Annotated in this window: 25 protein-coding genes (1 of these 25 only partly in view); 11 read left to right on the forward strand and 14 right to left on the reverse strand. The window is 60.5% G+C overall.

All coding sequences use genetic code 11. The features are described from left to right. Nucleotides 1-107 precede the first annotated feature (107 nt). Both P5706_RS03105 and P5706_RS03110 read left to right on the forward strand, forming a co-directional pair. Complete coding sequence (locus P5706_RS03105; protein WP_285678546.1) at nt 108-1,385, forward strand: acetyl-CoA C-acetyltransferase; 1,278 nt, start codon at nt 108-110, stop codon at nt 1,383-1,385. Nucleotides 1,386-1,519: 134 nt separating this feature from the next. After that, on the forward strand, nt 1,520-2,416 hold the full coding sequence (locus P5706_RS03110; RefSeq protein WP_058419449.1) for a PA4780 family RIO1-like protein kinase: 897 nt from the start codon (nt 1,520-1,522) through the stop codon (nt 2,414-2,416). Nucleotides 2,417-2,531: 115 nt separating this feature from the next. Here the strand turns inward: P5706_RS03110 and cueR are convergent, their stop codons facing one another. The 3 genes from cueR to P5706_RS03125 form a co-directional block, all read right to left on the reverse strand. Then, nucleotides 2,532-2,933 carry a Cu(I)-responsive transcriptional regulator gene (cueR, locus tag P5706_RS03115; RefSeq protein ID WP_017134706.1) on the reverse strand — a complete coding sequence of 134 codons (402 nt, stop codon included), beginning with the start codon at nt 2,931-2,933 and terminating at the stop codon, nt 2,532-2,534. Continuing rightward, nucleotides 2,930-5,131, reverse strand: a complete 2,202-nt coding sequence (locus P5706_RS03120; RefSeq protein WP_285678547.1) for a heavy metal translocating P-type ATPase — start codon at nt 5,129-5,131, stop codon at nt 2,930-2,932. Before P5706_RS03120 ends, cueR begins: the two co-directional genes overlap by 4 nt. A 65-nt stretch (nt 5,132-5,196) precedes the next feature. Next, on the reverse strand, nt 5,197-5,577 hold the full coding sequence (locus P5706_RS03125) for a hypothetical protein (RefSeq protein ID WP_069786911.1): 381 nt from the start codon (nt 5,575-5,577) through the stop codon (nt 5,197-5,199). A 147-nt stretch (nt 5,578-5,724) separates the two neighbouring features. Here P5706_RS03125 and P5706_RS03130 point away from each other — a divergent pair, with 147 nt between their 5' ends. Continuing rightward, nucleotides 5,725-5,922: a heavy-metal-associated domain-containing protein gene (locus P5706_RS03130; protein ID WP_056860425.1), complete on the forward strand. Its 198-nt coding sequence runs from the start codon at nt 5,725-5,727 to the stop codon at nt 5,920-5,922. Between the two features lie 87 nt (nt 5,923-6,009). Beyond that, nucleotides 6,010-7,203 (forward strand): multidrug effflux MFS transporter, encoded by a 1,194-nt coding sequence (locus tag P5706_RS03135; protein ID WP_056860424.1) that lies wholly within the window; start codon nt 6,010-6,012, stop codon nt 7,201-7,203. 8 nt (nt 7,204-7,211) lie between these two features. Here the strand turns inward: P5706_RS03135 and P5706_RS03140 are convergent, their stop codons facing one another. The 3 genes from P5706_RS03140 to P5706_RS03150 form a co-directional block, all read right to left on the reverse strand. Continuing rightward, a complete protein-coding gene (locus P5706_RS03140) occupies nt 7,212-7,394 on the reverse strand; it encodes a hypothetical protein (protein ID WP_017134711.1) in 183 nt (60 codons plus the stop codon). Between the two features lie 145 nt (nt 7,395-7,539). Further along, complete coding sequence (locus tag P5706_RS03145; RefSeq protein WP_285678548.1) at nt 7,540-8,553, reverse strand: zinc-binding alcohol dehydrogenase family protein; 1,014 nt, start codon at nt 8,551-8,553, stop codon at nt 7,540-7,542. Nucleotides 8,554-8,711: 158 nt separating this feature from the next. Continuing rightward, a complete protein-coding gene (locus P5706_RS03150; protein ID WP_200434170.1) occupies nt 8,712-9,005 on the reverse strand; it encodes a putative quinol monooxygenase in 294 nt (97 codons plus the stop codon). A 118-nt stretch (nt 9,006-9,123) separates the two neighbouring features. On the opposite strand from P5706_RS03150, the gene vimR reads away from it, so the two are divergent. The 3 genes from vimR (at nt 9,124) to P5706_RS03170 (ending at nt 11,549) form a co-directional block, all read left to right on the forward strand. Then, entirely contained in the window at nt 9,124-10,038 is a 915-nt protein-coding gene (gene vimR, locus P5706_RS03155; RefSeq protein WP_176992522.1) for a transcription regulator VimR, read from the forward strand. 148 nt (nt 10,039-10,186) lie between these two features. Next, nucleotides 10,187-10,873, forward strand: coding sequence for an ArsR/SmtB family transcription factor (locus P5706_RS03160; protein ID WP_285678549.1), 687 nt, complete (start codon nt 10,187-10,189; stop codon nt 10,871-10,873). A gap of 412 nt (nt 10,874-11,285) precedes the next feature. Continuing rightward, nucleotides 11,286-11,549 (forward strand): hypothetical protein, encoded by a 264-nt coding sequence (locus tag P5706_RS03170; RefSeq protein ID WP_219337590.1) that lies wholly within the window; start codon nt 11,286-11,288, stop codon nt 11,547-11,549. A gap of 347 nt (nt 11,550-11,896) precedes the next feature. Here P5706_RS03170 and P5706_RS03175 read toward each other — a convergent pair whose 3' ends face one another. Beyond that, the gene (locus P5706_RS03175; protein ID WP_017134717.1) at nt 11,897-12,850 is read right to left on the reverse strand and encodes an adenosine deaminase; all 954 of its coding nucleotides are present in this window, start codon (nt 12,848-12,850) and stop codon (nt 11,897-11,899) included. A 194-nt stretch (nt 12,851-13,044) separates the two neighbouring features. Between P5706_RS03175 and P5706_RS03180 the strand changes: the two genes are divergently transcribed. Further along, on the forward strand, nt 13,045-14,136 hold the full coding sequence (locus tag P5706_RS03180; protein ID WP_200434174.1) for a calcium:cation antiporter: 1,092 nt from the start codon (nt 13,045-13,047) through the stop codon (nt 14,134-14,136). Nucleotides 14,137-14,268: 132 nt separating this feature from the next. Here P5706_RS03180 and P5706_RS03185 read toward each other — a convergent pair whose 3' ends face one another. The 3 genes from P5706_RS03185 to P5706_RS03195 all read right to left on the reverse strand — a co-directional run bounded on the left by P5706_RS03185 (nt 14,269) and on the right by P5706_RS03195 (nt 16,877). Further along, a complete protein-coding gene (locus P5706_RS03185) occupies nt 14,269-15,627 on the reverse strand; it encodes an 8-oxoguanine deaminase (protein WP_200434175.1) in 1,359 nt (452 codons plus the stop codon). 187 nt (nt 15,628-15,814) lie between these two features. Further along, on the reverse strand, nt 15,815-16,501 hold the full coding sequence (locus P5706_RS03190) for an SDR family oxidoreductase (RefSeq protein ID WP_200434176.1): 687 nt from the start codon (nt 16,499-16,501) through the stop codon (nt 15,815-15,817). Between the two features lie 25 nt (nt 16,502-16,526). After that, the gene (locus P5706_RS03195; protein WP_099550558.1) at nt 16,527-16,877 is read right to left on the reverse strand and encodes a MerR family transcriptional regulator; all 351 of its coding nucleotides are present in this window, start codon (nt 16,875-16,877) and stop codon (nt 16,527-16,529) included. Between the two features lie 83 nt (nt 16,878-16,960). On the opposite strand from P5706_RS03195, the gene P5706_RS03200 reads away from it, so the two are divergent. Continuing rightward, a complete protein-coding gene (locus P5706_RS03200) occupies nt 16,961-17,377 on the forward strand; it encodes a hypothetical protein (protein ID WP_285678551.1) in 417 nt (138 codons plus the stop codon). Nucleotides 17,378-17,443: 66 nt separating this feature from the next. On the opposite strand, the gene P5706_RS03205 is transcribed toward P5706_RS03200, so the two are convergent. The 4 genes from P5706_RS03205 to P5706_RS03220 form a co-directional block, all read right to left on the reverse strand. Further along, nucleotides 17,444-18,025: an IMPACT family protein gene (locus tag P5706_RS03205; RefSeq protein ID WP_065930576.1), complete on the reverse strand. Its 582-nt coding sequence runs from the start codon at nt 18,023-18,025 to the stop codon at nt 17,444-17,446. Between the two features lie 12 nt (nt 18,026-18,037). Then, complete coding sequence (locus P5706_RS03210) at nt 18,038-18,697, reverse strand: TetR/AcrR family transcriptional regulator (RefSeq protein WP_017134724.1); 660 nt, start codon at nt 18,695-18,697, stop codon at nt 18,038-18,040. Between the two features lie 87 nt (nt 18,698-18,784). Then, the gene (locus tag P5706_RS03215; RefSeq protein ID WP_200434178.1) at nt 18,785-20,179 is read right to left on the reverse strand and encodes a uracil-xanthine permease family protein; all 1,395 of its coding nucleotides are present in this window, start codon (nt 20,177-20,179) and stop codon (nt 18,785-18,787) included. A gap of 88 nt (nt 20,180-20,267) precedes the next feature. After that, entirely contained in the window at nt 20,268-21,188 is a 921-nt protein-coding gene (locus tag P5706_RS03220; protein WP_138816988.1) for a LysR family transcriptional regulator, read from the reverse strand. A 125-nt stretch (nt 21,189-21,313) separates the two neighbouring features. On the opposite strand from P5706_RS03220, the gene aptA reads away from it, so the two are divergent. Both aptA and P5706_RS03230 read left to right on the forward strand, forming a co-directional pair. Beyond that, complete coding sequence (gene aptA, locus P5706_RS03225; protein WP_200434179.1) at nt 21,314-22,663, forward strand: omega-aminotransferase AptA; 1,350 nt, start codon at nt 21,314-21,316, stop codon at nt 22,661-22,663. Between the two features lie 39 nt (nt 22,664-22,702). Continuing rightward, nucleotides 22,703-22,926: the beginning of a CoA-acylating methylmalonate-semialdehyde dehydrogenase gene (locus P5706_RS03230; RefSeq protein WP_124416352.1), read on the forward strand. It continues 1,270 nt past the right edge of the window; only the first 224 of its 1,494 coding nucleotides appear in the window; it begins with the start codon at nt 22,703-22,705; its stop codon lies off the right edge, out of view.

Raw genomic sequence — 22,926 nt, forward strand, 5'->3', positions numbered from 1 at the left:
GCTGGGGTTCAAACGGTGGACCATCGATGGGTGAAAGTCGTTCGATTGATTCGATTGAGCCTAGGCTAGTCTCAAAGACTCGAACCACAACCTTCAGGGAGCTTTCCATGACTCAATTGCGCCGTGTAGCGATCATTGGCGGTAACCGCATCCCCTTCGCCCGTTCCAATGGCCCGTATGCCACGGCGAGTAACCAGGCGATGCTCACCGCTGCCCTCGAAGGCCTGATCGAGCGCTACAACCTGCACGGCCTGCGCATCGGTGAGGTGGCGGCCGGTGCGGTGCTCAAGCATTCGCGCGACTTCAACCTCACCCGCGAATGCGTGCTCGGCTCGCGCCTGTCGCCGCAAACCCCGGCCTATGATATTCAGCAAGCATGCGGCACCGGGCTGGAAGCGGCGTTGCTGGTGGCCAACAAGATTGCCCTGGGGCAGATCGAGTGTGGGATTGCCGGCGGCGTCGACACCACGTCCGATGCGCCGATTGGTGTGAATGAAGGGCTGCGTAAAATTTTGCTGCAAGCCAACCGCAGTAAATCCATCGCGGATAAATTAAAAGTCCTGTTACAACTTCGTCCCCAGCACCTCAAGCCGGAGCTGCCGCGCAATGGCGAGCCACGCACCGGCCTGTCCATGGGCCAGCATTGCGAGCTTATGGCGCAGACTTGGCAGATCCCGCGCGCCGAGCAGGATCAACTGGCGTTGGAAAGCCATCAGAAAATGGCCGCGTCCTACGCCGAAGGCTGGCACAACGATTTGCTCACGCCGTTTCTGGGCCTCACTCGCGACAACAATCTGCGCCCCGACCTCACCCTGGAAAAGCTCGCCAGCCTTAAACCGGCGTTTGAGCGCAGTGAAAAGGGCACGCTCACTGCCGGTAACTCCACGCCACTCACCGACGGCGCCTCCTTGGTGCTGTTGGGCAGTGAAGCCTGGGCCAAGGAGCGTGGCTTGCCGATCCTTGCCTATTTGCGCGACGGCGAAGCGGCGGCGGTGGATTTCGTCAATGGTGCCGAAGGCCTGTTAATGGCGCCGGTGTATGCGGTGCCGCGCTTGCTGGCGAGAAATGGCCTGACGCTGCAGGATTTTGATTACTACGAGATTCACGAAGCCTTTGCTGCCCAGGTGTTGTGCACGCTCAAGGCCTGGGAAGACCCGGAATATTGCAAGACCCGCCTGGGGCTGGATGCGCCGCTGGGCGCCATTGACCGCAGCCGGCTCAATGTCAAAGGCAGTTCATTGGCGGCCGGGCACCCGTTTGCCGCCACAGGCGGGCGCATCGTCGCCAACCTGGCCAAATTGCTGGACGTGGCGGGCAAAGGCCGAGGGCTGATTTCGATCTGCGCCGCCGGTGGTCAGGGTGTGACGGCGATCATTGAACGCTGATTGCCGATGAAATTGGCATATTGAGTGCATTCTTGAGTGGTCAGAGGTCGGTAGCCCCTCCCACCGGCGCGCCGATTGCCGTATAACGAGTGCCATACGCGTATTTGGTAATAAAGGACCCACAATAAAAGCTGATGAAGACTCCTAAACGCATTGAACCCCTGATCGAAGACGGTCTGGTCGACGAAGTGCTGCGCCCTCTCATGAGCGGTAAAGAAGCAGCTGTTTATGTGGTGCGCTGCGGCAATGAATTGCGTTGCGCCAAGGTTTACAAGGAGGCGAATAAACGAAGTTTTCGTCAGGCATCCGAATACCAGGAAGGCCGTAAGGTCCGCAACAGCCGTCAAGCCCGGGCCATGGCCAAAGGCTCCAAGTTCGGCAAGAAAGAAACCGAAGACGCTTGGCAGAACGCCGAAGTAGCGGCGTTGTTCCGCCTCGCCGGTGCGGGCGTTCGCGTGCCCAAGCCATTCGACTTCCTCGAGGGCGTGCTGCTGATGGAACTGGTGGCCGACGAGTACGGCGATGCAGCGCCGCGTCTTAACGACGTCACGCTGGAGCCGGATCAGGCGCGCGAATACCACGCCTTCCTGATTTCCCAGATCGTGCTGATGCTGTGTACCGGCCTGGTGCACGGTGACCTGTCCGAGTTCAACGTATTGCTCACGCCAACTGGCCCGGTGATCATCGACCTGCCCCAGGCAGTGGATGCGGCGGGCAACAACCACGCGTTCAGCATGCTGGAGCGGGATGTGGGCAACATGGCTTCGTACTTCGGGCGTTTTGCCCCGGAGTTGAAGAAGACCAAGTACGCCAAGGAAATGTGGGCGTTGTACGAAGCCGGCACTTTGCACCCAGCCAGCGTGTTGACCGGCGAGTTTGACGAGCCGGAAGAGCTGGCGGACGTGGGCGGTGTGATCCGCGAAATCGAAGCGGCGCGGCTGGATGAAGAGCGCAAGCAAGCGGTTCGGGCGGCGGATGATGCGCCACCGAGTAAGACCGCGGAAGAACCGCCGCCGCCTTGGATGCAGTGATCTCCCGGCAATTGGAGAGCTAAAAATGTGGGAGCTGGCTTGTTGTAGGAGCCAGCTTCCACATAAGCCAGTCCCCACATGACCCGGCTCCCACATTTGTTTTGTGCAGACCTGATCAGGCGCAACAACTGCCCGACGCCAACTCCTTGAGAATCGGGCAATCCGGCCGATGATCGCCCTGGCAGTGTTCCACCAGATCCTGCAACGTATCGCGCAACTGGCCCAGCTCCAGAATCTTCTGGTTCAACTCCTCGATATGCTGGCGCGCCAGGGCTTTTACGTCGGCACTGGCCCGCTGGCGGTCTTGCCACAAGGTCAGCAGCTTGCCGACCTCTTCCAACGAAAAACCCAGATCCCGCGAGCGTTTGATAAACGCCAGCGTGTGCAAGTCATCGCTGCCATACACGCGGTAACCGCTGTCGGTGCGGTGCGCGGCTTTGAGCAGGCCGATGGATTCGTAGTAGCGAATCATCTTTGCGCTCAGCCCGCTCTGGCGGGCGGCTTGGCCGATGTTCATGGGCGTTGATCCTCGTAGTCCTTGGGCTTCCAGGTTTTCAACAATAACGCATTGCTCACCACGCTGACGCTGGACAAGGCCATGGCCGCGCCCGCCAATACCGGGTTGAGCAGGCCGAAGGCTGCCAGCGGAATGCCGATCAAGTTATACACAAAGGCCCAGAACAGGTTCTGGCGGATTTTTGCGTAGGTCTTGCGGCTGATCTCCAGGGCGGCCGGCACCAGGCGCGGGTCGCCGCGCATCAGCGTGATCCCGGCGGCATGCATGGCCACATCGGTGCCGCCGCCCATGGCGATACCGATATCGGCAGCCGCCAGGGCCGGGGCGTCGTTAATGCCGTCGCCGACCATGGCGACGACTCCGGTCTTTTTCAGCTCGGCCACCGTGGCGGCCTTGTCGGCTGGCAGCACTTCGGCGTGTACATCATCGATGCCCAGCGCCAGGGCAACCACGCGGGCACTGCCGCGATTATCGCCGGTGAGTAAGTGGCTGCTGATGTGCTGAGCCTTGAGTTGTTCCACGGCTTCCAATGCGCCGGGCTTGAGGGTGTCGCCAAACGCAAACAGCCCCAACACGCGTGGTTGTGCGCCTTGCTCAATCAGCCACGACAAGGTGCGACCTTCGGCTTCCCAGGCTTGGGCAGACTCGGCCAGGCCACCTGCGCTCAAGCCGTTCTCTTCGAGCATGCGGCGGTTGCCCAAGGCCAGTTCACGGCCATCCAAAGTGCCAGCAATGCCGCGTCCGGTCAGCGATTGGCTGGCGCTCACGTCCGCCACGGTCAGCCCTTTTTCACCACACGCCTCCAGCACGGCCTTGGCCAACGGATGCTCGCTACCGCGTTGCAAGGCGCCGGCCTGTTGCAGCAACAGATTTTCATTGCCGTCCACCGCCGCCAAGTGCGCAATTTTTGGCGCGCCGGAGGTCAGCGTGCCGGTCTTGTCGAATACCACCGCACTGACTGCATGGGCGCGCTCCAGCGCTTCGGCGTCCTTGATCAGAATGCCATAGCGAGCGGCGACGCCGGTGCCGGCCATGATTGCAGTCGGCGTGGCCAGGCCCAGGGCGCATGGGCAAGCGATCACCAGTACCGCGACGGCATTGATGATCGCGGTTTCCAGTGATGCGCCGTACAACCACCAACCCACCAAAGTGATCAACGCCAGCACCAGCACGCTGGGCACAAACACCTGGCTGACTTTATCCACCAGTTTCTGGATCGGTGCTTTGGCCGCCTGGGCGTCTTCCACTAGACGGATGATCCGCGCCAGCACGCTCTCTGCGCCCAGCGCCTGGGTGCGTACCAGCAAACGGCCTTCGCCATTAATGGCGCCGCCGGTGACTTTGTCGCCCGGCTGTTTAGGCACGGGCAAGCTCTCGCCGCTGATCAAGGCCTCATCGGCGTGGCTTTGGCCGTCCACCACTTCACCGTCCACCGGGAAACGCTCGCCGGGTTTGACCAGCACCAAGTCGTCGAGTTTTAACGCAGTGATGGCGACGTCTTCTTCACGGCCTTCAAACACACGAATCGCGCGTTCCGGGCGCAGGGCTTCGAGGGCACGGATGGCGCTGGCGGTCTGGCGCTTGGCGCGGCTTTCGAGGTATTTACCCAGCAACACCAGGGCGATCACCACGGCTGAGGCTTCGAAATACAGGTGCGGCATAGTGCCCACGGGCGCCGTGAGCCATTCATAAATGCTAAGCCCATAGCCGGCGCTGGTGCCGATGGCTACCAGCAAGTCCATATTGCCGGCGCCGGCGCGCACGGCTTTCCAGGCCGCGATATAGAAGCGCGCGCCAAAAATGAATTGCACGGGAGTGGCCAGGGCGAACTGCACCCAGGCCGGGAGCATCCAATGCAGGCCGAACGGTTCCACCAGCATCGGCAGCACTAATGGAAGCGCCAACGCGATGGCCAACAACAACGACCAGCGCTCGCGGTGCAGGCGCTGGGCCTGGTTGGCGTCGGTGACGGTTTCGCTTTGCGGCAGGGTGGCGGTGTAGCCGGCTTTGTCGACGGCGGCGATCAACACACCGGGGTCCATCTGGCCGAGTACTTCGACGTGGGCACGTTCGTTGGCCAGGTTGACGCTGACGCTTTTCACCCCCGGCACCTTGCCCAGCGCGCGCTCGACACGCCCGGCGCAGCTGGCGCAGGTCATGCCGCTGATGGGCAGGTCAAAGGTGGTGGATCCATTCATGGGGCAGTCCTCCAGAGAAGTTGCCCCTAGCATCAACCTTGACCTATGGGGAAGGTCAAGCGTGTTCAGTAATCCAGTGCGGCGTTCTTCAGGTACATGCCATCCGGGCCTTGCGCGATGCGTACTTTGCGCACGTCGCCGGCTTTAAGCGTGATGTTCTGCGCAGGCGGTGCGAGCATGCCCGGCAGGCAACCTGGCGATTGGCCCGGCAGTAGCTTGAGGCGCAGCGACACATTGCCCGCCGGCAAGTTGAACGAGGTGGCCTGTTCCTGGAACAGACGCCCGGCCAACTGGTCCTGGATATAGAGGCCGATTTCGCAATTGGTTGGCACTTCCAGGCGCTCGCGGGAAATGATCAACACCGCGTAGTCTTGGTCCGCGTACGCCATGGGCGCAGCAGCAGACAAGCTCAACAGGCCGATAAGGCTAAAAAACGACCAGCGCATGGCGAATGCTCCGTGGTTCAAATCCAAGATGCGTGAAGCTTGGCCGAGGCAACGCCGGAATACCAGCCCGGCCGCAATTTTGCGCGCTTGACCTTGCCATCGTGGCAAGGTCGAGACTGGCCCCAACCTCATCAAAGGAGTCATGTCATGCAAGTATTCAGTGTTGAAGGAATGACCTGCGGCCATTGTGTTCGGGCGGTCACTCAAGCAGTACAGAGCCAGGACCCGGCGGCGAGCGTCAATGTCAACCTGGCCGCCAAGGAAGTCGGGGTTGAAAGCCGGCTGTCCGCCGAGCAAGTCATCGCGCTGATCACCGAAGAAGGCTACAGCGCCAAGCTCGCGTAAAATTTCCGATAGTTAGCGAGCTATCGTAATGTTCATCACACCCAAGCGCGGCTAGACTGTCGGGCTGCCGACTCACTTGGGTGTCTGATGAACCTCCGCATAATCCTGATTCTGGGCGCCTTGAGCGCCTTCGCGCCGTTGGCGATCGACTTCTACCTGCCGGGCTTTCCGGCCATGGCCACCGCCTTTGCCACCGACGAAAAACACATCCAGCTGACCCTCGCCGTGTATTTCGGCGGCCTGGCCATCGGCCAATTGATCTATGGGCCGCTGGCGGATCGTTTTGGCCGGCGCGTGCCGCTGCTCAGTGGCGTAACCCTGTTTACCCTGGCGTCCTTCGCCTGCGCCTACGCGCCTTCCCTGGATTGGTTGATCGGCGCGCGTTTTGTGCAAGCCCTTGGCGGCTGCGCGGGCATGGTGATTTCGCGGGCGGTGGTCAGCGACAAATGTGATGCCGTGGGCTCGGCCAAGGTCTATTCGCAGCTGATGCTGGTGACCGGCCTGGCGCCGATCCTCGCGCCATTGGCGGGTGGGGTGATGGTCGGGTTGTGGGGCTGGCAGTCGATTTTTCTCGCGTTGTCGATTTTCAGCGTGATGGCGGCCATCGCTGTGGCTGTCGGGTTGCCGGAAACCTTGCCGGCCGACAAGCCGCGTCAACCGCTGTCCGGCTCGCTGAGCCGCTATGTCAGCCTGTTGTCGGACCGGGTTTATCTGGGTTACGCCCTTACCGGCGGTATCTCGATTGCCGGAATGTTTGCCTACATTGCCGGTTCACCGTTCGTCTTTATCAAACTCTATGGCGTGCCCGCCGAGCACTACGGCTGGGTGTTTGGCTCCAACGCCGCTGGTTTCATCCTGGTTGCGCAACTCAATGCGCGGTTGCTGGCTAAACGTGGCCCGGCGTTTTTGCTGTCGCGCACCGTGTGGGTCTACGTGGCGGCGGCGTTGACGCTGTTGGGCATTGCCGCGCTGCGGACCGAGGCGTTATGGCCATTGCTGGTGCCGCTGTTTATCTGCATCGCCAGCCTGGGCTGCATTTTGCCCAACACCTCGGCGTGTGCCATGGCCGGGCAGGGCGCACGCGCCGGCAGCGCCTCGGCGTTGCTCGGTTGCATTCAGTTTGGTGTGGCGGCGGGTGCGGCGTCGTTGGTCGGCGTATTGCACGACGGCACGGCGATGCCGATGGCGATGGTCATCAGCTTGTGCGGTGTATTGGCCGTGACGATTGCGGTGTCGACCCAGCGCCTGCAACGGGCGAGGGCCGCGCAGGCGCAGGTCTGAGGTGCGGATCAGCCGGCGGCGGAACGTTGCTGGCTGAGGGGAATGCGGTGGGGCGCCTGGATGCGGGCTTGCAGGGTGTCGGCAAAGGCGCGGGCCTCGGCCTCACTGCGGAAGGTGAAGGCGTCGCCGTCGAGGCTGACCTGCCATTTGTTGCCTGGGGATTTTGCTAACGCTCTTATCAGGATCTTCATTGCTGACTTCCTCACGTAAAAGAATCGTGGCAAAGGCGGCCAATATAAACCCGAATGCGTTAACAAATATGACAAAGATCAACTCTCTGACTAGCGGTGTCGTCCATTACTCACATGAATAATGGACGACGCTGACAGACGTTTTTTAGAACCCTTCCAGTACGATCTTGCCCTTGGCCTTGCCGCTTTCCAGCAGTGCATGGGCGCGGCGCAGGTTGGCGGCATTGATCACGCCAAAGTGCTCGCCCACCGTGGTTTTCAAGGTGCCGGCGTCGATCAGTTCGGCCACGCGGTTAAGCAGGTTGTGCTGTTCGATCATGTCCGGCGTCTCGAACATCGAGCGCGTGTACATGAACTCCCAGTGCAACGACAGGCTCTTGCGCTTGAGTTTGCTCACATCCAGCACCTTGGGGTCGTCGATCAGCGCCAGCTTGCCTTGCGGCTGCAGGGCTTCGACCAGTTGGTCCAGGTGAAGGTCGGTCTGGGTCAGGCTGGCGACGTGGGTTACCTGCGCCTGGCCGGCATTTTTCAACGCCTCGCTCAGTGGCTGGCTGTGATCGATCACCACATCGGCGCCGAGCGCCTTGGCCCATTCCTGGGTTTCCGGGCGTGAGGCGGTGCCGATAACGTTCAATGCGGTGAGCTGCTTGGCCAACTGGGTCAGGATCGAACCCACACCACCGGCAGCGCCGACGATCAGCAGGCTCTGGCCTTCATCTTCTTTACCTTCACGCACTTGCAGGCGCTCGAACAGCAGCTCCCAGGCGGTGATGGCGGTGAGTGGCAGTGCGGCGGCTTCGGCAAAGCCCAGGCTCTTGGGCATATGGCCGACGATGCGCTCATCCACGGTGTGCAGTTCGCTGTTGCCACCGGCGCGCACCAGGGAGCCGGCGTAGAACACCTTGTCACCGGCCTTGAACAGTGTCACGTCGCTGCCGACCGCCTTGACCACGCCAGCCACATCCCAGCCCAGCACCTTGGCGGCGCCGTTTTCCGGGGCGACGTTCTGGCGCACTTTGGTGTCCACCGGGTTGACGGAGATGGCTTTGACCTCCACCAGCAGGTCACGCGGGCCGGCGACCGGCTCCGGCAGTTGGATGTCTTGCAGGGATTTTTCGTCGCTGATCGGCAGTGAGGCGTAGTAGGCAATGGCTTTCATATTGGCTCCGGGTAAAGAAGGTGGTCGAGAGTCAGACTAAATGTGGCGAGGGAGCTTGCTCCCGCTGGGCTGCGAAGCAGCCCCAAAACCTGTCGTGGAGCGCTTCGCACTCCAGCGCAAGCAAGCTTGCTCGCCACGAAAACTCGCTGATGAGTTGATCAGGCAAGAAATTTCAGGCGCTTGAGTTCGAAGTGTTCGAGCACGTCGGCAGCCTTGGCGCGAAAGTTTTGGATATGCGCGCTCTGGTCGTGGTCGGCCAGCGCCGCGTCGTCGCTCCAGCGTTCGAGCATGTAGAAGGTTTCCGGATGTTGCAGGTCCTGGTGCAGGTCGTACTGCTCGCAACCGGCTTCCAGGCGAGTCGGTTCCAACAGGCCGCGCAGCAGGGTTTCCAGCGTGGCGTGCTGGCCGGGTTTGGCGATCAGCGTGGCGATGACGTTAAAGGCAGCGGACATATTCAACTCCAGACACGTGATGAACGGGATGGGCAGATGATTAGCTATTTCCAGCGCCGATAAAAGCGGCTAAAACAGCAGTCTGTTTCAATAGAATTTTGATAATAGGCGAGAGTACATGCTGCGTTTTGATGATTTGCAGTTGTTTGTGCGGGCGGCGGACCTGGGCAGTTTGTCGGCCGCTGCACGCATCATGGACCTCTCGCCTGCCGTGGCGAGCGCGGCGCTCAAGCGTATCGAACTGCAACTGGGCACGCGCTTGCTGGCGCGCTCCACGCGCAGTTTGCGCCTGACCGCCGAAGGCGAGGGCTTTTTGGAATATGCCCGCGCGGCGCTGAGTTCGCTGGACGAAGGGCGGCGCTTGTTGGCCAGCGGCCAGGACCACGTCAGCGGTGTGCTGCAACTGTCGGCGCCGTCGGATTTCGGGCGCAACCAACTGTTGCCGTGGCTCGATGAGTTTCAGCTTGAATACCCGCAATTGAACATCCGCCTGCTGCTCGGCGACCGCATCGCCGACCTGTTTCGTCAGCCGGTGGATATCGCCCTGCGCTACGGCGAACCTGAAGATTCCAGCCTGGTTGCGCTGCCCATCGCCCCGGACAACATTCGCGTGCTGTGCGCCGCGCCCAGCTACCTGGCACGGCATGGCGAGCCCCGGCATCTTGAGCAACTGGCGCAACACAATTGCCTGTTGTACATGCTGGGCAGCCGCGTCCACGACCACTGGGGTTTTTACGACGGCAAGCGCGAGGTCGGCCTGACGGTCAGTGGTGACCGCTTCAGTGACGACGCCGATGTGGTGCGCCGCTGGGCGGTGGCGGGTGTGGGCATTGCCTACAAGTCCTGGCTGGACGTGAGCACCGACGTGCTGGCGGGGCGTTTGCGCTTGGTCTTGCCGGAGCTGCGCGGTGAGCGCACGCCGCTCAATCTGCTGTGCGCCCACCGCGCGCAGTTGAGTAAACCGATCAATCTGCTGCGGGAAATGCTCGTGTCCCGTTGTGCGGCGTTGACCGCGCAAATGCCGGGGCGATAGAGCGCTAGGCAATAACCTCCACCAAAGCCAGAAATTTCACTCAGAGCCTGTCCCCATTCGCGCTGTCGGACGCCGCGGATTGGGCGGTTTGCGCCCCTATACTTTGGTTCCAACCGCAGCAGACAAATGATTTACAAGGAGTGAATACATGGAAGAAGCACCTTGCATCAGTCAAATCGCCAGCTTGCTCGCTGAGCCAAAGCGCACCGCCATGCTCTGGTCCTTGATGGACGGCTCAGAGAAAACCTCAGAAGAGTTGGCCACGCTCGTCGGGCTGTCCGCAGCCTCGGCCAATGCGCATCTGGCGCGCCTTACCGGCAGCGGTTTGCTGCGCAGCGATGCCAAGCGTGGCAAGCGTTTGTTTCGTGTGGCTGCGGCCGATGTCTGTGCGGCTGTCGACGCATTGGCCTGTACCACCTTGGCCTGCGCCGCACGCAGTACGCCGCACGCGTCACCGCAGGTATCACTGGCGCCGCCGCCGTTGCGGCGCGCGCGTTTATGCCAGGGCCACCTGGGTGGTGAACTGGCGGCGGGGCTTTATCAGCGAATGCTCGAAGCGGGCTGGATCGACCGCTACGAACAACGTACCGACGTGACCGTCACCGGCGCGCAGCACTTCGCGACCCTGGGCATTTTTACCCAGGCACTGTCTGCGCCGTTGGCTTGCGACTGTTTTGACTGGAGCCAGCAGCAGCCGCACCTGGGGGGCGCATTGGGCGCCGGGTTGTTGCAGTTGTTTTTGCAGTACGGCTGGATCAACGCGGTCAACGAGTCGCGGGCCTTGCTGGTGACGGACCTGGGGCTTGCGCAAATCAACCGTCTGGCCACGTTGTAGGTGGGCCAATGGACCTGGCGATGATGACGATTTTGTTGAGCTAAAACCGAGTTTTGCCTGAACACGGCCCAGGCTGGGGAGCATGCGTCAACTACAATGCCCCATCCCCTGCAATTGTAGGGTAAGGCATTGTCGGTTCCGCTGTTAAGATTCGGTTATCAGGTTAAGTCAGTACCTGCAGCCGATAATCTAGGAGTCGTATGAGAATGTTAACGGATGAAGAAGTTGGTGCTGTTTCAGGTGCTGACAGAGGCGACTCAGCGGTGGCCGGTGCTTTGGCCGGTGCAGCAGCCGGAGGACGGTTTGGGGCTCCCGGTGGCATACCGGGCGTTGTCATTGGTGCAATTGGAGGCGCCATGGTAGGAGCCGGGTTGGCAGCCTGGACTTACAGCGCGTTCCAGGACAGTGGTAAATGACGATATCCAGCCCTGGCGGCGATCGAATGCTGCTTTACGCTCTACTTGGCTGGTTGGTGGTGTTCATGGCGCTGCCGGGCACGGCTGGACTCTCCTCCTATAAGTTCATATTTTCCTACGTATATATGATCGCTATGGGAGGCTTCATCATTTGGATGGCGTTGAAAAGAAGAATCGGCATTTCACCTGTTGCGATCACGATAGTTATGGGTTTTTTGGTTTTTTTCTTACCGCTGGTGAAGATTTACTTCGATCAATAGTCGGGGTGCGCTCTATGAAACAATCCAATGCGGCGTCTATGTCTAGGCGCCGCCTGGTTGGATGATGTGGGAACACTAAGAGCCTTAATCTTGAATCGGTAGTGCATACGGTCGCGGTTACCAGCAGCGTACCGATCCTGCCCATGACCACGGCGAGTATGGTGCGGAAATCAGTAGGCAGTGATGCCGGATTCAACTCGCCCCGTTGCTACTCAGCGCTCTTGAGATTGGTTTGCTGAGCGCCGCGCGTTCTTGAATGTAGTGCGGGTGTTTGAGACAGAAGAGGTCAATGTGGGAGCGGGCAAGCCCGGCTCCCACATTGATTTTATCGTGTCAGCCTTTGTTGCTTAAGGCTTCACCAACCGCGCATCCAGGCTGTTTTGCGCCAGGCGTTTGGCCTGGTCCTGGGTCATGCCCAGGGAGGTGTAGAGCGCGTGGAAGTTCTCGGTGACATAGCCGCCGAAGTACGCCGGGTCATCCGAGTTCACCGTCACCTTCACGCCACGCTCAAGCATGTCGAGGATGTTGTGTTGAGCCATGTCGTCGAACACACAGAGCTTGGTGTTGGACAATGGGCACACGGTCAGCGGGATCTGCTCGTCGATGATGCGCTGCATCAAGCGTTCGTCTTCGATGGCGCGCACGCCATGGTCGATACGCTGGATTTTCAGCAGGTCGATGGCCTCCCAGATGTACTCGGGCGGGCCTTCTTCGCCGGCGTGGGCCACGGTCAGGAAGCCTTCATGGCGGGCGCGGTCGAACACGCGCTGGAACTTGCTCGGCGGGTGGCCCATTTCCGAGCTGTCCAGGCCGACGGCCACAAACGCGTCACGGAACGGCAGCGCCTGGTCGAGGGTTTTCTCGGCTTCGGCTTCGCTCAAGTGGCGCAGGAAGCTCAGGATCAAACCGCTGGTGATGCCCAATTGCTGCTCGCCATCTTTGAGCGCAGCGGCGATGCCGTTGAGCACCACTTCGAATGGCACGCCACGGTCGGTGTGGGTCTGCGGGTCGAAGAACGGTTCGGTGTGGATCACGTTCTGTTCTTTGCAGCGCAGCAGGTAGGCCCAGGTCAGGTCATAGAAATCCTGGGAGGTGCGCAGTACATCGGCGCCTTTGTAATACAGGTCGAGAAACTCTTGCAGGTTGTTGAAGGCGTAGGCCTTGCGCAGGGTTTCGACGTCATTCCACGGCAGTGCAATCTTGTTGCGTTCGGCCAGGGCAAACAGCAGCTCAGGCTCCAGCGAGCCTTCCAGGTGCAGGTGCAATTCAGCCTTGGGCAGGGCGTTGAGCCAATCGTACATGTTCTAAATTCTCATCAGGTGCAATGGCGGCATTCTACAGGCCATGGCTGAAATAATCGGCAAAACCTGACCAGCAGGAGAGTATTGGTTTTATTCGCGCAAGGGCCATCTGAACTAAGGTGTAACGAAACGTTAGCGAAGTGGTGCAGTCTGTACCCCATCAATGACTGATTTGCTGCACAAAAAGGCCCGGAATGCTCACATCCCTCAAGCAAGAAAAATTCATGTGGCTGGCGTTGATCGCCGCCATCGCCGCCTACCCGTTGGAGCACTGGATGCTCCACAGCGGGCAGATGATCGCCCTGCTAGGCGGCTTGGCGCTCATCGTTTTTATTGTCATGGCGTCGATGCGCGTCGCCCACCACGCCGAGCAACTGGCGGAAAAAGTCGGTGACCCTTACGGCACCATGATCCTGACCCTCGCCGCCGTGCTGGTAGAAGTGGTGATCCTGGCGATCATGATGAGCAACGAGCCGTCGCCGACGTTGGTGCGTGACACGATCTATTCGGCGGTGATGCTCGATATCAACGGCATCCTCGGCCTGGCCGCGCTGATGGGCGGCATCAAGCATGGCGAACAGTCCTACAACGATGATTCGGCGCGCAGTTACAGCGTGATGATCCTCACGGCCATGGGCGTGTCGATGGTGGTGCCGGAATTTATCCCTGAGGCTGACTGGAAGATTTATTCGGCCTTCACCATCGGCGCGATGGTGTTGCTCTACACCCTGTTCCTGCGTATGCAGGTTGGGCCGCACAGTTATTTCTTCAGCTACAGCTACCCGGAAAAACGTCGCAAGAAACAGCCGGAAGAACAGCAGGAGCCGCCGATCAACCTGGCGTTTTCCATCGGCACGTTGGTGTTTGGCGTGATTGTGATCGGCGCACTGGCCGAGGTGATGTCCAAGACTTTGGACCTGGGCCTGGAAGGCACGGGAGCACCGCCGGTGATTACGGCGATTGTGGTAGCGGCGATTTCGGCGGCGCCGGAAATTCTCACAGCGTTGCGTGCAGCCTTGGCTAACCGCATGCAATCGGTGGTGAACATCGCACTGGGCGCGTCGTTGTCGACGGTGATTCTGACGGTGCCGGTGATGGAGGCCATGGCGCTTTACACCGGCCAGCCGTTCCAGATGGCGATGACGCCGGTGCAAACCGTGATGGTGTTGATCACGCTGGTGGTGAGTGCGATCAACCTCAATGATGGCGAAACCAATGCCATCGAAGGGATGACGCACTTTGTGTTGTTTGCGACCTTTATTATGTTGTCGTTGCTTGGGTTGTAACCGGCCATCAAGCACCGCCTGAAACCATGTGGGAGCCGGGCTTGCCCGCGATGGCATCCACTCGGTATGGCTATAGACCGAGGTGTCTGCATCGCAGGCAAGCCAGCTCCCACAGTTGGCTTTGTGCAGGGCTCAGGTGCCGGCGATCAGTTGTTTCGCCGCCTGGCTGTGATCGGCAATCAAGCCTTTCAGGTCCAGCCCTTCAACCTGCCCATCGATCACCCGCCACTTGCCGCCGATCATCACCCGGTCCGCGCGGTCGGCGCCGCACAGCAGCAGCGCCGAAATCGGATCATGGCTGCCGGAAAAGCGCAGTTCATCGAGCTTGAACAGCGCCAGGTCAGCCTGTTTGCCCACGGCCAACTCACCGATATCCGTGCGCCCCAGCAACTGCGCCGAGCCTTTGGTGGCCCAGCCCAGCACGCCTTCCGGGGTGATTTTTTCTGCGCCGTAACGCAGGCGCTGGATATACAGGGCCTGGCGCGTTTCGAGGATCATATTTGACGCATCATTGGAGGCTGAACCGTCGACGCCCAGGCCAATCGGCGCGCCGGCGGCGAGCAGGTCCAGGGTCGGGCAGATGCCGGAAGCCAGGCGCATATTCGAGCTCGGGCAATGGCAGATACCGGTGCCTGCGGCGCCCAGGCGGGCGATCTCGTCCGGGTTGAAGTGAATGCCGTGAGCCAGCCAGGTGCGTGGGCCGAGCCAGCCGACGCTGTCGAGGTAGTCCACCGTGCGCAGCCCGAAACGCTGCAGGCAGAAGTCTTCCTCATCAAGGGTTTCGGCCAAGTGCGTGTGCAGGCGCACGTCGAGGCTGTTGGCCAGTTCGGCGCTGGCTTGCATGATTTCCGGTGTGACCGAAAACGGCGAGCAGGGCGCCAGGGCGATCTGGATTTGCGCACCGTCGCCGCGCTGGTGGTATTCGCGGATCAGGCGCTGGCTGTCTTCGAGGATAACCTGGCCTTGTTGCACGGTTTGCTGCGGCGGCAGGCCACCATCGGCTTCGCCCAGGCTCATGGACCCGCGGGTGAGCATGGCGCGCATGCCCAGTTCGCGCACGCTTTCTACTTGTACATCGATGGCATTTTCGAGACCGTCAGGGAACAGGTAGTGGTGATCGGCCGCCGTGGTGCAGCCAGACAGCAGCAACTCTGCGAGGGCGACTTTGGACGCCAGCGCGAGTTTTTCCGGGGTCAGGCGTGCCCAGACCGGGTACAGGGTTTTCAGCCATGGGAATAGAGGCTGGTTGACCACCGGCGCCCAGGCGCGGGTCAGGGTTTGGTAGAAGTGATGGTGGGTGTTGATCAGCCCCGGCAGGATCACATGTTCGCGCGCGTCGAACACTTGTCCGCACGGCACGGCGGGCTCTTTTCCCCAGCCCAGCACTTCGGTGATCACACCGTCTTGCAGCACCAGGCCACCACGGGCGTCGAGGCCATTGGCAGTGAAAATCGCGAGGGGGTTTTTTAACCAGATACGGGTCGCAGGCATTGGCCGGCTCCTCTGAATGATGGGTTCAGGTTTGCCAGCTCAGTGTTGCCCTGTCTGCTGATCCAGGGTCGCCGGTGAGGGCGAGGAGCAGAGTTTACGTGTAGTCCATGATCAGGTCTATCTGTAGGAGCGAGGTGCTCTTGAGACCATCGCGGGCAAGCCCGCTCCCACAGGTTGGACCGAGCTGTTACCAGGCGATGGTGTCGCCTTTGTAGTCCACGAAGTGATGGCCGCCTTTGCCGGTGTAGGCGTTCACCTGATCCACCAGGCCGCGTACGCTGGTGTCGACATCAATGTGCGCGTTTTCGCCGCCCATGTCGGTTTTCACCCAGCCCGGATGCAGCGACAGCACGGTGAGCTTATGGTCGCCCAGTTGCGTGATAAAGCTGTTGGTCATGGAGTTGAGTGCAGCCTTGCTGGCCTTGTACAGCGCCAAGTCGGAGCCATCGGGAATGGTTACGCTGCCCAGCACCGAACTCATGAATGCCAGCACGCCGGTGTCTTTGCGGATCTGCCCGACAAAGCGCTGGGCCAGGTTGATCGGTGCCACGGCGTTGGTGAAAAACAGTTGGCCGACTTCCGCCAGGGTGGCGTGGCCCGGTTCCTGATTGGCAGGGCCTTTGACGCCGGCGTTGACGAACAGCAGATCGAAGGTGCGCTCTTTCAGGCGTTGGGCCAAGGCGATCACGGCTTGTTGATCGTCCATATCCAGCTTCTCGATCTGCACGTGGCCCACGGCTTTGAGCGCATCGGCCTTGCTCGGGTCACGCACGGTGGCGGTCACCTCCCAGCCGTCCTGGAGCAGTTGCTTGACCAGGCCAAGGCCCAGGCCGCGCGAGGCGCCGATGATCAGTGCGGTTTTTGGCGTAGACATGAAAGGCTTCCTTTGGAGTGGAGGTTCACGGATTCAGTGGACAACGTTGCCCGAGCCTTTGCTGCAACTCCTGGCGCAGATGGCCGAGTTCAGTGATGCGGGTTTCGATCAGGTTGAGCTTGTCTTGCAGCAATTGTGTGACGGCAGCGTCGGGATCGGGCGCCTGCCATAAGGCGGCGACGCTGGTGCCGATCTCGCCGAGGCTGAAACCCAGGCGCTGCGCAGTCTTGATATAGAGCACCAGTTGCAGCATGTCCGGCGGGTAGTCGCGGTAACCGTTGGCGCTGCGTTGCGCGGCGATCAACCCGCGCTGCTCATAGAAGCGCAAGGTGTCGCGGCTGACCTGGCTGGCCTGGGCTAATTCGCCGATACGCATGGGACGGGCTCGAGAGGGCTTGACCTTGGAGCATACTCCAGGCTTTAGCCTGCTGGCTTCTTGAATTGAAGGAGCTTGCTGCTATGTGGACACAAAAACGCTACCGGACACTGGTGCGGGCCAGTGCCTGGTATGACTTGATCATCACCGCCGCGTTTGTCACGCCGTGGAGTTTTGCATTAGTACACGGCCTGTTGCAGGGCTTGAACCTGCCGGGCGAGCTACCGCCGTTTCTGCCTGCGCACGTATTGATGGCCAACTTGCTCGGCTCGATCGTGTGCGTGTGGGCAGTGCTGCGTATTCGCCACCCTCAACGCCAATTCGGGCTGTATGACGCGGCCGGCCGTGGTCTGTTTGCGACTTGGCAGTTGTATGCGTTGATGCACGGCGCCACGTCGGTGCTGTGGATAATTCTGCTGTTGGAAGTGCTGTGGGGCGTTGCGCAACTGCTCCCGGTGAATACTGATCAAAAAATGATCGGCGCCCGTAAGCCCTTATGACAGAAGGGTTACAGGCGGGTGTGCTCAGGTTATCCACAGGCAGGTGCACAGTAGATGTGGGCAGTTTCAGCGTTCGAGCAGGATGCGCCCACGGCTGAGGTCGGCTAGCTGGGTTTGCAGCGTGTCGATGTGCGCCTCGCCGAGTGCGAGCTGGAGCTCGACGCCGTTGGCGGTGAAGGTTTCTTCCACCACTAGCCCGCCCAGTTCGGCCACGCGCAGCTTCACCAGGTTCAATTCCGAGAAGCTGCAGGCACAGCTCAGCGGCACGCGGCTGATCAGCTCGATGCGTTCGGCATTCTGCAGGCATTTGTTCGCGCCGCCGCCGTAAGCTCGAGCCAAGCCGCCGGTGCCCAACTGGATGCCGCCGTACCAGCGAATCACCAGCACGGCGACCTGATCAAAGCCTTGGGCTTCGATAGCGGCCAGGATCGGCCGCCCGGCCGTGCCGCCGGGTTCGCCATCGTCGTTGCTGCGGTACTGGTCGGCGAGCTTCCAGGCCCAGCAGTTGTGCGTGGCGTTGAGGTCGCTGTGTTGCTCGAAAAACGCCTGGGCGTCTTGCGCGCTGGTGATCGGCGCGGCCAAGGTGATAAAGCGGCTTTTGCGTATTTCTTCACGAAATTCGCAAAGGCCGGTCAGCGTGAAAGGCATAAGTCGCTTCGTTTATAGGGCCGGCTTGATGCCGCAGCCTTTGAGGATGATGTGGATCAGGTTGGTGCCGGCGTCTTCCATGTCCTGCTTGGTGAGCTTGGTGCGACCGGTGACGCGGCAGATCTGGGTGGCGAAGTCGGCGTAATGCTGGGTACTGCCCCACAGCAGGAAGATCAGGTGCACGGGGTCGATGGGGTCCATCTTGCCGGCCTCGATCCAGGCCTGGAACACCGCTGCGCGGCCACTGAACCAGGCGCGGTAGTCCTGGCTGAAATATTCGGTCAGGCATTCGCCGCCACTGATGATCTCCATGGCGAAGATCCGCGAGGCTTGCGGGTGGCGTCGGGAGAACTCCATTTTGGTGCGGATGTAGCGTGTCAGCGCCACGGCGGGGTCGTCCTCGGCGGTCAGCGCGTTGAAGGTGCTGTCCCACAGTTCGAGGATATTGCTCAGTACCGCGATGTACAGGCCGAGCTTGTTGGTGAAGTAATAATGCAGATTGGCCTTAGGCAGCCCGGCACTCGAGGCAATGGTGTTCATGCTGGTGCCTTTGTAGCCATGGCGCGCGAATTCGTCTTCAGCCGCCTGGAGAATCGCTTGTTCATTTTTTTGCCGAATGCGGCTGGCAGGTTTTCCGGCGTGGTTGCTGTGGGCAGGAACTTCGAGGCTCATGGAGGTTTCCGTGCTGATCGATAGAGACGACGTGTGCACAGATAACCCACCCTCAAGCCTCAGACAAGTCCCGATGCAATAAAACCGTCAAAGCGGTTCCAGCGTGTCGCTTTCCGGGGCGTGGTTTGCGCCAACGGCAGTCGCCTTGGCCTCGGGCAATAACAGGCACAACACGATGGCCGTCAGGCCGCCGCTGGTGATGGCCGAGTCGAACAGGTTTTGCACCAGAGGTGGCATCAAGTGCAGCAACTCAGGTTGGGCGGCAATGCCCAGGCCAACGCCGAACGAAGTGGCGATGATCAACATGCTGCGTCGGTCCAGCGGCGCCTGGGCCAGAATGCGCACGCCGGCGGCGGCCACGCTGCCGAACATCACCAGGGTTGCGCCGCCCAATACCGGTTTGGGGATTTGCTGCAGCACCGCGCCGATCAGTGGAAACAGGCCGAGACAGAACAGCAGCACGCCAATGTATAAGCCGACGTAACGGCTGGCCACGCCGGTGAGTTGGATCACGCCGTTGTTCTGCGCAAACGTGGTATTGGGGAATGCGCTGAAGGTGGCGGCGATCATGCAACTGACGCCGTCACCCAATACGCCGCCCTTGAGCCGGCTTATATAAGAAGGGCCGCTGATGGGCTGGCGGGCGATCATGCAGTTGGCGGTCAGGTCGCCAACGGTTTCGATACTGCTGATCAGATAAATCAGCGCGATGGGCAGGAAGGCGCTCCAGTCGAAATTGAAACCAAAGCGAAACGGCATGGGCACGCTGATCAATGGCAAATCAGGCAAGGCTTGGGGCACCAGCTTGCCGCTGAACCACGCGGCCAGGCTGCCGAGGGCCAGGCCGATGATGATTGCCGAGAGCCGTACCCACGGCGTGTTCGAGCGGTTGAGCAGGATGATCGTCAACACGACGAACAATCCCAGCGCCAGATTGGTTGGTGCGCCGAAGTCGGGCGCGTTGAAACCACCGCCCAAGTCGGTGATGCCGACTTTGATCAGGCTGATGCCGATCAAGGTAATGACGATGCCGGTGACCAGGGGCGTGATCACACGGCGCAATTGGCCGATAAAACGGCTCAACACGATCTGTACCGCCGCGCCGAAAAAGCACACGCCAAAGACCATCGCCATGATGTCTTCCGGGCTGCCGCCGCGTTGCTTCACCAGAAAGCCTGCTGACAACACCGCACCGAGAAAAGCAAAGCTGGTGCCTTGCAGGCAGATCATGCCGGCGCCGATACCAAATGGCCTGCGTGCCTGAATGAACGTGCCCACGCCGGACACCATCAACGCCATGCTGATCAGGTAGGGCAGGTGGGCGGTGAGCCCCAGCGTAGAACCGATGATTAGTGGCGGGGTGATGATGCCGACGAAGGCGGCCAGCACATGTTGCAAGGCTGCCAGCAGGGCCGGCAGTGGTTTCGGGCGGTCGTTCAGGCCGTAGATCAGGTCGTTGGGGCTGGAAGTTTCTGGTGGCATGGCGGGCAAACTCAGGGCGGACGGTTCAAGGTCCGGGTTCCCTTGCAAAAAGCTGTCCAGTTGCTCAGCTTTTGGCGAGAGGCCCGCGTTAGCGCGTTGCCGCCAGACTCTCCAGAAAGCTTTCCAGCACCAAATGAGGGCGACGGCCCTTGCGCGTGACCGATGCGAGGCTTAAATCGTAAAAACGTGTAGTCGGTTTCAGCGCGCGCAGTCGGCCTTGTTGTACCCAAAGGCTGGCGTAGTGGTCGGGCAGGTAGCCGATATAGCGGCCGGTGAGAATCAGGAACGCCATGCCTTCACGGTCCGAAGCGCTGGCCGTGCAATTAAGGGCTTGGTAATGGGCCTGGATTTCGGCGGGCAAGCGGAAGGTCGGGGCGATGGCGTCCTGGCTGTCGATACGTGGGTCGTCCAGTTGCTTGTCTTCCGCGTAGAACAACGGGTGGCCGACCGCGCAGTAGAGCAACGAGCGTTCGCTGTACAGGGGTTGGTATTCCAGGCCTGACAAGGCGCTGGCTTGGGGTACTACGCCGACATGCAGGCGACCATCGAGTACACCTTGTTCCACTTCATTCGGGGCGATCATGCGGATCTGGATTTGCACGTCCGGGCCGCGCTCCTTCAACTGCGCCAGGGCGTGGGTGATGCGCATGTGGGGCAGGGTGACCAGATTGTCGGTGAGGCCGATGATCAGTTCGCCGCGCAAATGCTGGTGCAGGCCGTTGACCTCGGTGCGAAAACTTTCCAGCGCACTTAATAGTTGCAAGGCCGATTGGTAGACCTCGCGGCCTTCTTCGGTCAAGGAGAATCCTGCGCGCCCGCGTTGGCACAGTCTTAATCCCAGACGTTGCTCAAGGTCGCTCATTTGCTGGCTGATGGCCGAGCGGCCGATGCCGAGCACGGTTTCGGCCGCCGAGAAGCCACCGCATTCCACCACGCTGCGAAAGATGCGCAACAGGCGGATATCGAAGTCGCTGACTTGGGCCAGGGGATCGGGTCGACGGCTGCTCATAGTTTAGTGAAGGCCTGACTGAAGGTTAGAAGAGTTGAATTTCACCGACTTTATCGCCGTGGCAATTTAGCTGCAACAACGCTTTTCAATCCCGACGCTGCCTTTTGCCCTGCGAGGTTTTGCTGATGAACATGCCCGAAAACGCCCCATCGTCCCTGGCCAGCCAACTGAAGTTGGATGCGCACTGGATGCCTTACACCGCCAACCGCAACTTCCAGCGCGACCCGCGCCTGATCGTCGGCGCTGAAGGCAGCTGGTTGATTGATGACAAGGGCCGCCGGGTGTACGACTCGTTGTCGGGCCTGTGGACCTGTGGCGCCGGGCACACCCGCAAGGAGATCCAAGAAGCAGTCTCCAAGCAATTGGGTACCCTGGACTACTCGCCGGGCTTCCAATACGGTCATCCGTTGTCCTTCCAGTTGGCGGAAAAGATCACCGACCTGACCCCAGGCAACCTGAACCATGTGTTCTTCACCGACTCGGGCTCCGAGTGCGCCGATACCGCGGTGAAGATGGTGCGTGCGTACTGGCGTCTAAAAGGCCAGGCCACCAAGACCAAAATGATCGGCCGCGCCCGTGGTTATCACGGTGTGAACATCGCCGGCACCAGTCTGGGTGGTGTGAACGGCAACCGTAAACTCTTTGGTCAGGGCCTGATGGACGTTGACCATCTGCCGCACACGTTGCTGGCGAGCAATGCTTTCTCCCGTGGCATGCCGGAGCTGGGCGGTATCGCCTTGGCCGATGAGCTGCTCAAGCTGATCGAACTGCACGACGCGTCGAACATCGCAGCGGTGTTTGTTGAACCGATGGCTGGTTCCGCGGGCGTGCTGGTGCCGCCACAGGGTTATCTCAAGCGTCTGCGTGAGATCTGCGACCAACACAACATCCTGCTGGTGTTCGACGAAGTGATCACCGGTTTCGGCCGCACCGGCTCGATGTTCGGCGCCGACAGTTTTGGCGTGACACCGGACCTGATGTGCATCGCCAAGCAAGTTACCAACGGTGCGATCCCGATGGGCGCGGTGATTGCCAGCAGCGAGATCTATCAGACCTTTATGAACCAGGCGACGCCGGAATACGCGGTGGAATTCCCCCACGGCTACACCTACTCGGCGCACCCGGTGGCTTGCGCAGCTGGCTTGGCGGCATTGGATTTGTTGCAGAAGGAGAATTTGGTGCAGAGCGTAGCCGAAGTCGCCCCGCACTTTGAGAATGCGCTGCACGGGTTGAAGGGCAGCAAGAATGTGATCGACATCCGTAACTACGGCTTGGCCGGCGCGATCCAGATTGCCCCGCGTGACGGTGATGCCATCGTGCGCCCATTCGAGGCGGGCATGGCGTTGTGGAAAGCGGGTTTCTACGTGCGCTTTGGTGGTGACACCCTGCAGTTCGGGCCAACTTTCAACAGCAAGCCGCAGGACCTGGATCGTTTGTTCGATGCGGTCGGCGAAGTGCTGAACAAGATCGACTGATTTCTCCTTCTATATAGAACAACTTTTCAGGAGCCCTGCATGAGCCTTATCCAACATTTGATCAACGGTGAATTGGTCAATGACAGCGGCCGTAGTGCCGACGTGTACAACCCGTCCACCGGCCAGGTGATTCACCAGGTGCCATTGGCCAGCCGTGAAACCATTCAACAGGCGATCGACTCGGCCAAGGCGGCGTTCCCGGCTTGGCGTAACACGCCACCGGCCAAGCGCGCCCAAGTGATGTTTCGTTTCAAGCAATTGCT

The sequence above is a fragment of the Pseudomonas sp. ChxA genome, assembly GCF_030263855.1.
Classification (GTDB): domain Bacteria; phylum Pseudomonadota; class Gammaproteobacteria; order Pseudomonadales; family Pseudomonadaceae; genus Aquipseudomonas; species Aquipseudomonas fluorescens_CB.

What these genes read in the sequence shown, in the direction of transcription:
- P5706_RS03105 (WP_285678546.1), top strand. Translation starts at nt 108, where the DNA reads ATGACTCAATTGCGCCGTGTAGCGATCATTGGCGGTAACCGCATCCCC.
- P5706_RS03110 (WP_058419449.1), top strand. Translation starts at nt 1,520, where the DNA reads ATGAAGACTCCTAAACGCATTGAACCCCTGATCGAAGACGGTCTGGTC.
- cueR (WP_017134706.1), bottom strand. Translation starts at nt 2,933, where the DNA reads ATGAACATCGGCCAAGCCGCCCGCCAGAGCGGGCTGAGCGCAAAGATG.
- P5706_RS03120 (WP_285678547.1), bottom strand. Translation starts at nt 5,131, where the DNA reads ATGAATGGATCCACCACCTTTGACCTGCCCATCAGCGGCATGACCTGC.
- P5706_RS03125 (WP_069786911.1), bottom strand. Translation starts at nt 5,577, where the DNA reads ATGCGCTGGTCGTTTTTTAGCCTTATCGGCCTGTTGAGCTTGTCTGCT.
- P5706_RS03130 (WP_056860425.1), top strand. Translation starts at nt 5,725, where the DNA reads ATGCAAGTATTCAGTGTTGAAGGAATGACCTGCGGCCATTGTGTTCGG.
- P5706_RS03135 (WP_056860424.1), top strand. Translation starts at nt 6,010, where the DNA reads ATGAACCTCCGCATAATCCTGATTCTGGGCGCCTTGAGCGCCTTCGCG.
- P5706_RS03140 (WP_017134711.1), bottom strand. Translation starts at nt 7,394, where the DNA reads ATGAAGATCCTGATAAGAGCGTTAGCAAAATCCCCAGGCAACAAATGG.
- P5706_RS03145 (WP_285678548.1), bottom strand. Translation starts at nt 8,553, where the DNA reads ATGAAAGCCATTGCCTACTACGCCTCACTGCCGATCAGCGACGAAAAA.
- P5706_RS03150 (WP_200434170.1), bottom strand. Translation starts at nt 9,005, where the DNA reads ATGTCCGCTGCCTTTAACGTCATCGCCACGCTGATCGCCAAACCCGGC.
- vimR (WP_176992522.1), top strand. Translation starts at nt 9,124, where the DNA reads ATGCTGCGTTTTGATGATTTGCAGTTGTTTGTGCGGGCGGCGGACCTG.
- P5706_RS03160 (WP_285678549.1), top strand. Translation starts at nt 10,187, where the DNA reads ATGGAAGAAGCACCTTGCATCAGTCAAATCGCCAGCTTGCTCGCTGAG.
- P5706_RS03170 (WP_219337590.1), top strand. Translation starts at nt 11,286, where the DNA reads ATGACGATATCCAGCCCTGGCGGCGATCGAATGCTGCTTTACGCTCTA.
- P5706_RS03175 (WP_017134717.1), bottom strand. Translation starts at nt 12,850, where the DNA reads ATGTACGATTGGCTCAACGCCCTGCCCAAGGCTGAATTGCACCTGCAC.
- P5706_RS03180 (WP_200434174.1), top strand. Translation starts at nt 13,045, where the DNA reads ATGCTCACATCCCTCAAGCAAGAAAAATTCATGTGGCTGGCGTTGATC.
- P5706_RS03185 (WP_200434175.1), bottom strand. Translation starts at nt 15,627, where the DNA reads ATGCCTGCGACCCGTATCTGGTTAAAAAACCCCCTCGCGATTTTCACT.
- P5706_RS03190 (WP_200434176.1), bottom strand. Translation starts at nt 16,501, where the DNA reads ATGTCTACGCCAAAAACCGCACTGATCATCGGCGCCTCGCGCGGCCTG.
- P5706_RS03195 (WP_099550558.1), bottom strand. Translation starts at nt 16,877, where the DNA reads ATGCGTATCGGCGAATTAGCCCAGGCCAGCCAGGTCAGCCGCGACACC.
- P5706_RS03200 (WP_285678551.1), top strand. Translation starts at nt 16,961, where the DNA reads ATGTGGACACAAAAACGCTACCGGACACTGGTGCGGGCCAGTGCCTGG.
- P5706_RS03205 (WP_065930576.1), bottom strand. Translation starts at nt 18,025, where the DNA reads ATGCCTTTCACGCTGACCGGCCTTTGCGAATTTCGTGAAGAAATACGC.
- P5706_RS03210 (WP_017134724.1), bottom strand. Translation starts at nt 18,697, where the DNA reads ATGAGCCTCGAAGTTCCTGCCCACAGCAACCACGCCGGAAAACCTGCC.
- P5706_RS03215 (WP_200434178.1), bottom strand. Translation starts at nt 20,179, where the DNA reads ATGCCACCAGAAACTTCCAGCCCCAACGACCTGATCTACGGCCTGAAC.
- P5706_RS03220 (WP_138816988.1), bottom strand. Translation starts at nt 21,188, where the DNA reads ATGAGCAGCCGTCGACCCGATCCCCTGGCCCAAGTCAGCGACTTCGAT.
- aptA (WP_200434179.1), top strand. Translation starts at nt 21,314, where the DNA reads ATGAACATGCCCGAAAACGCCCCATCGTCCCTGGCCAGCCAACTGAAG.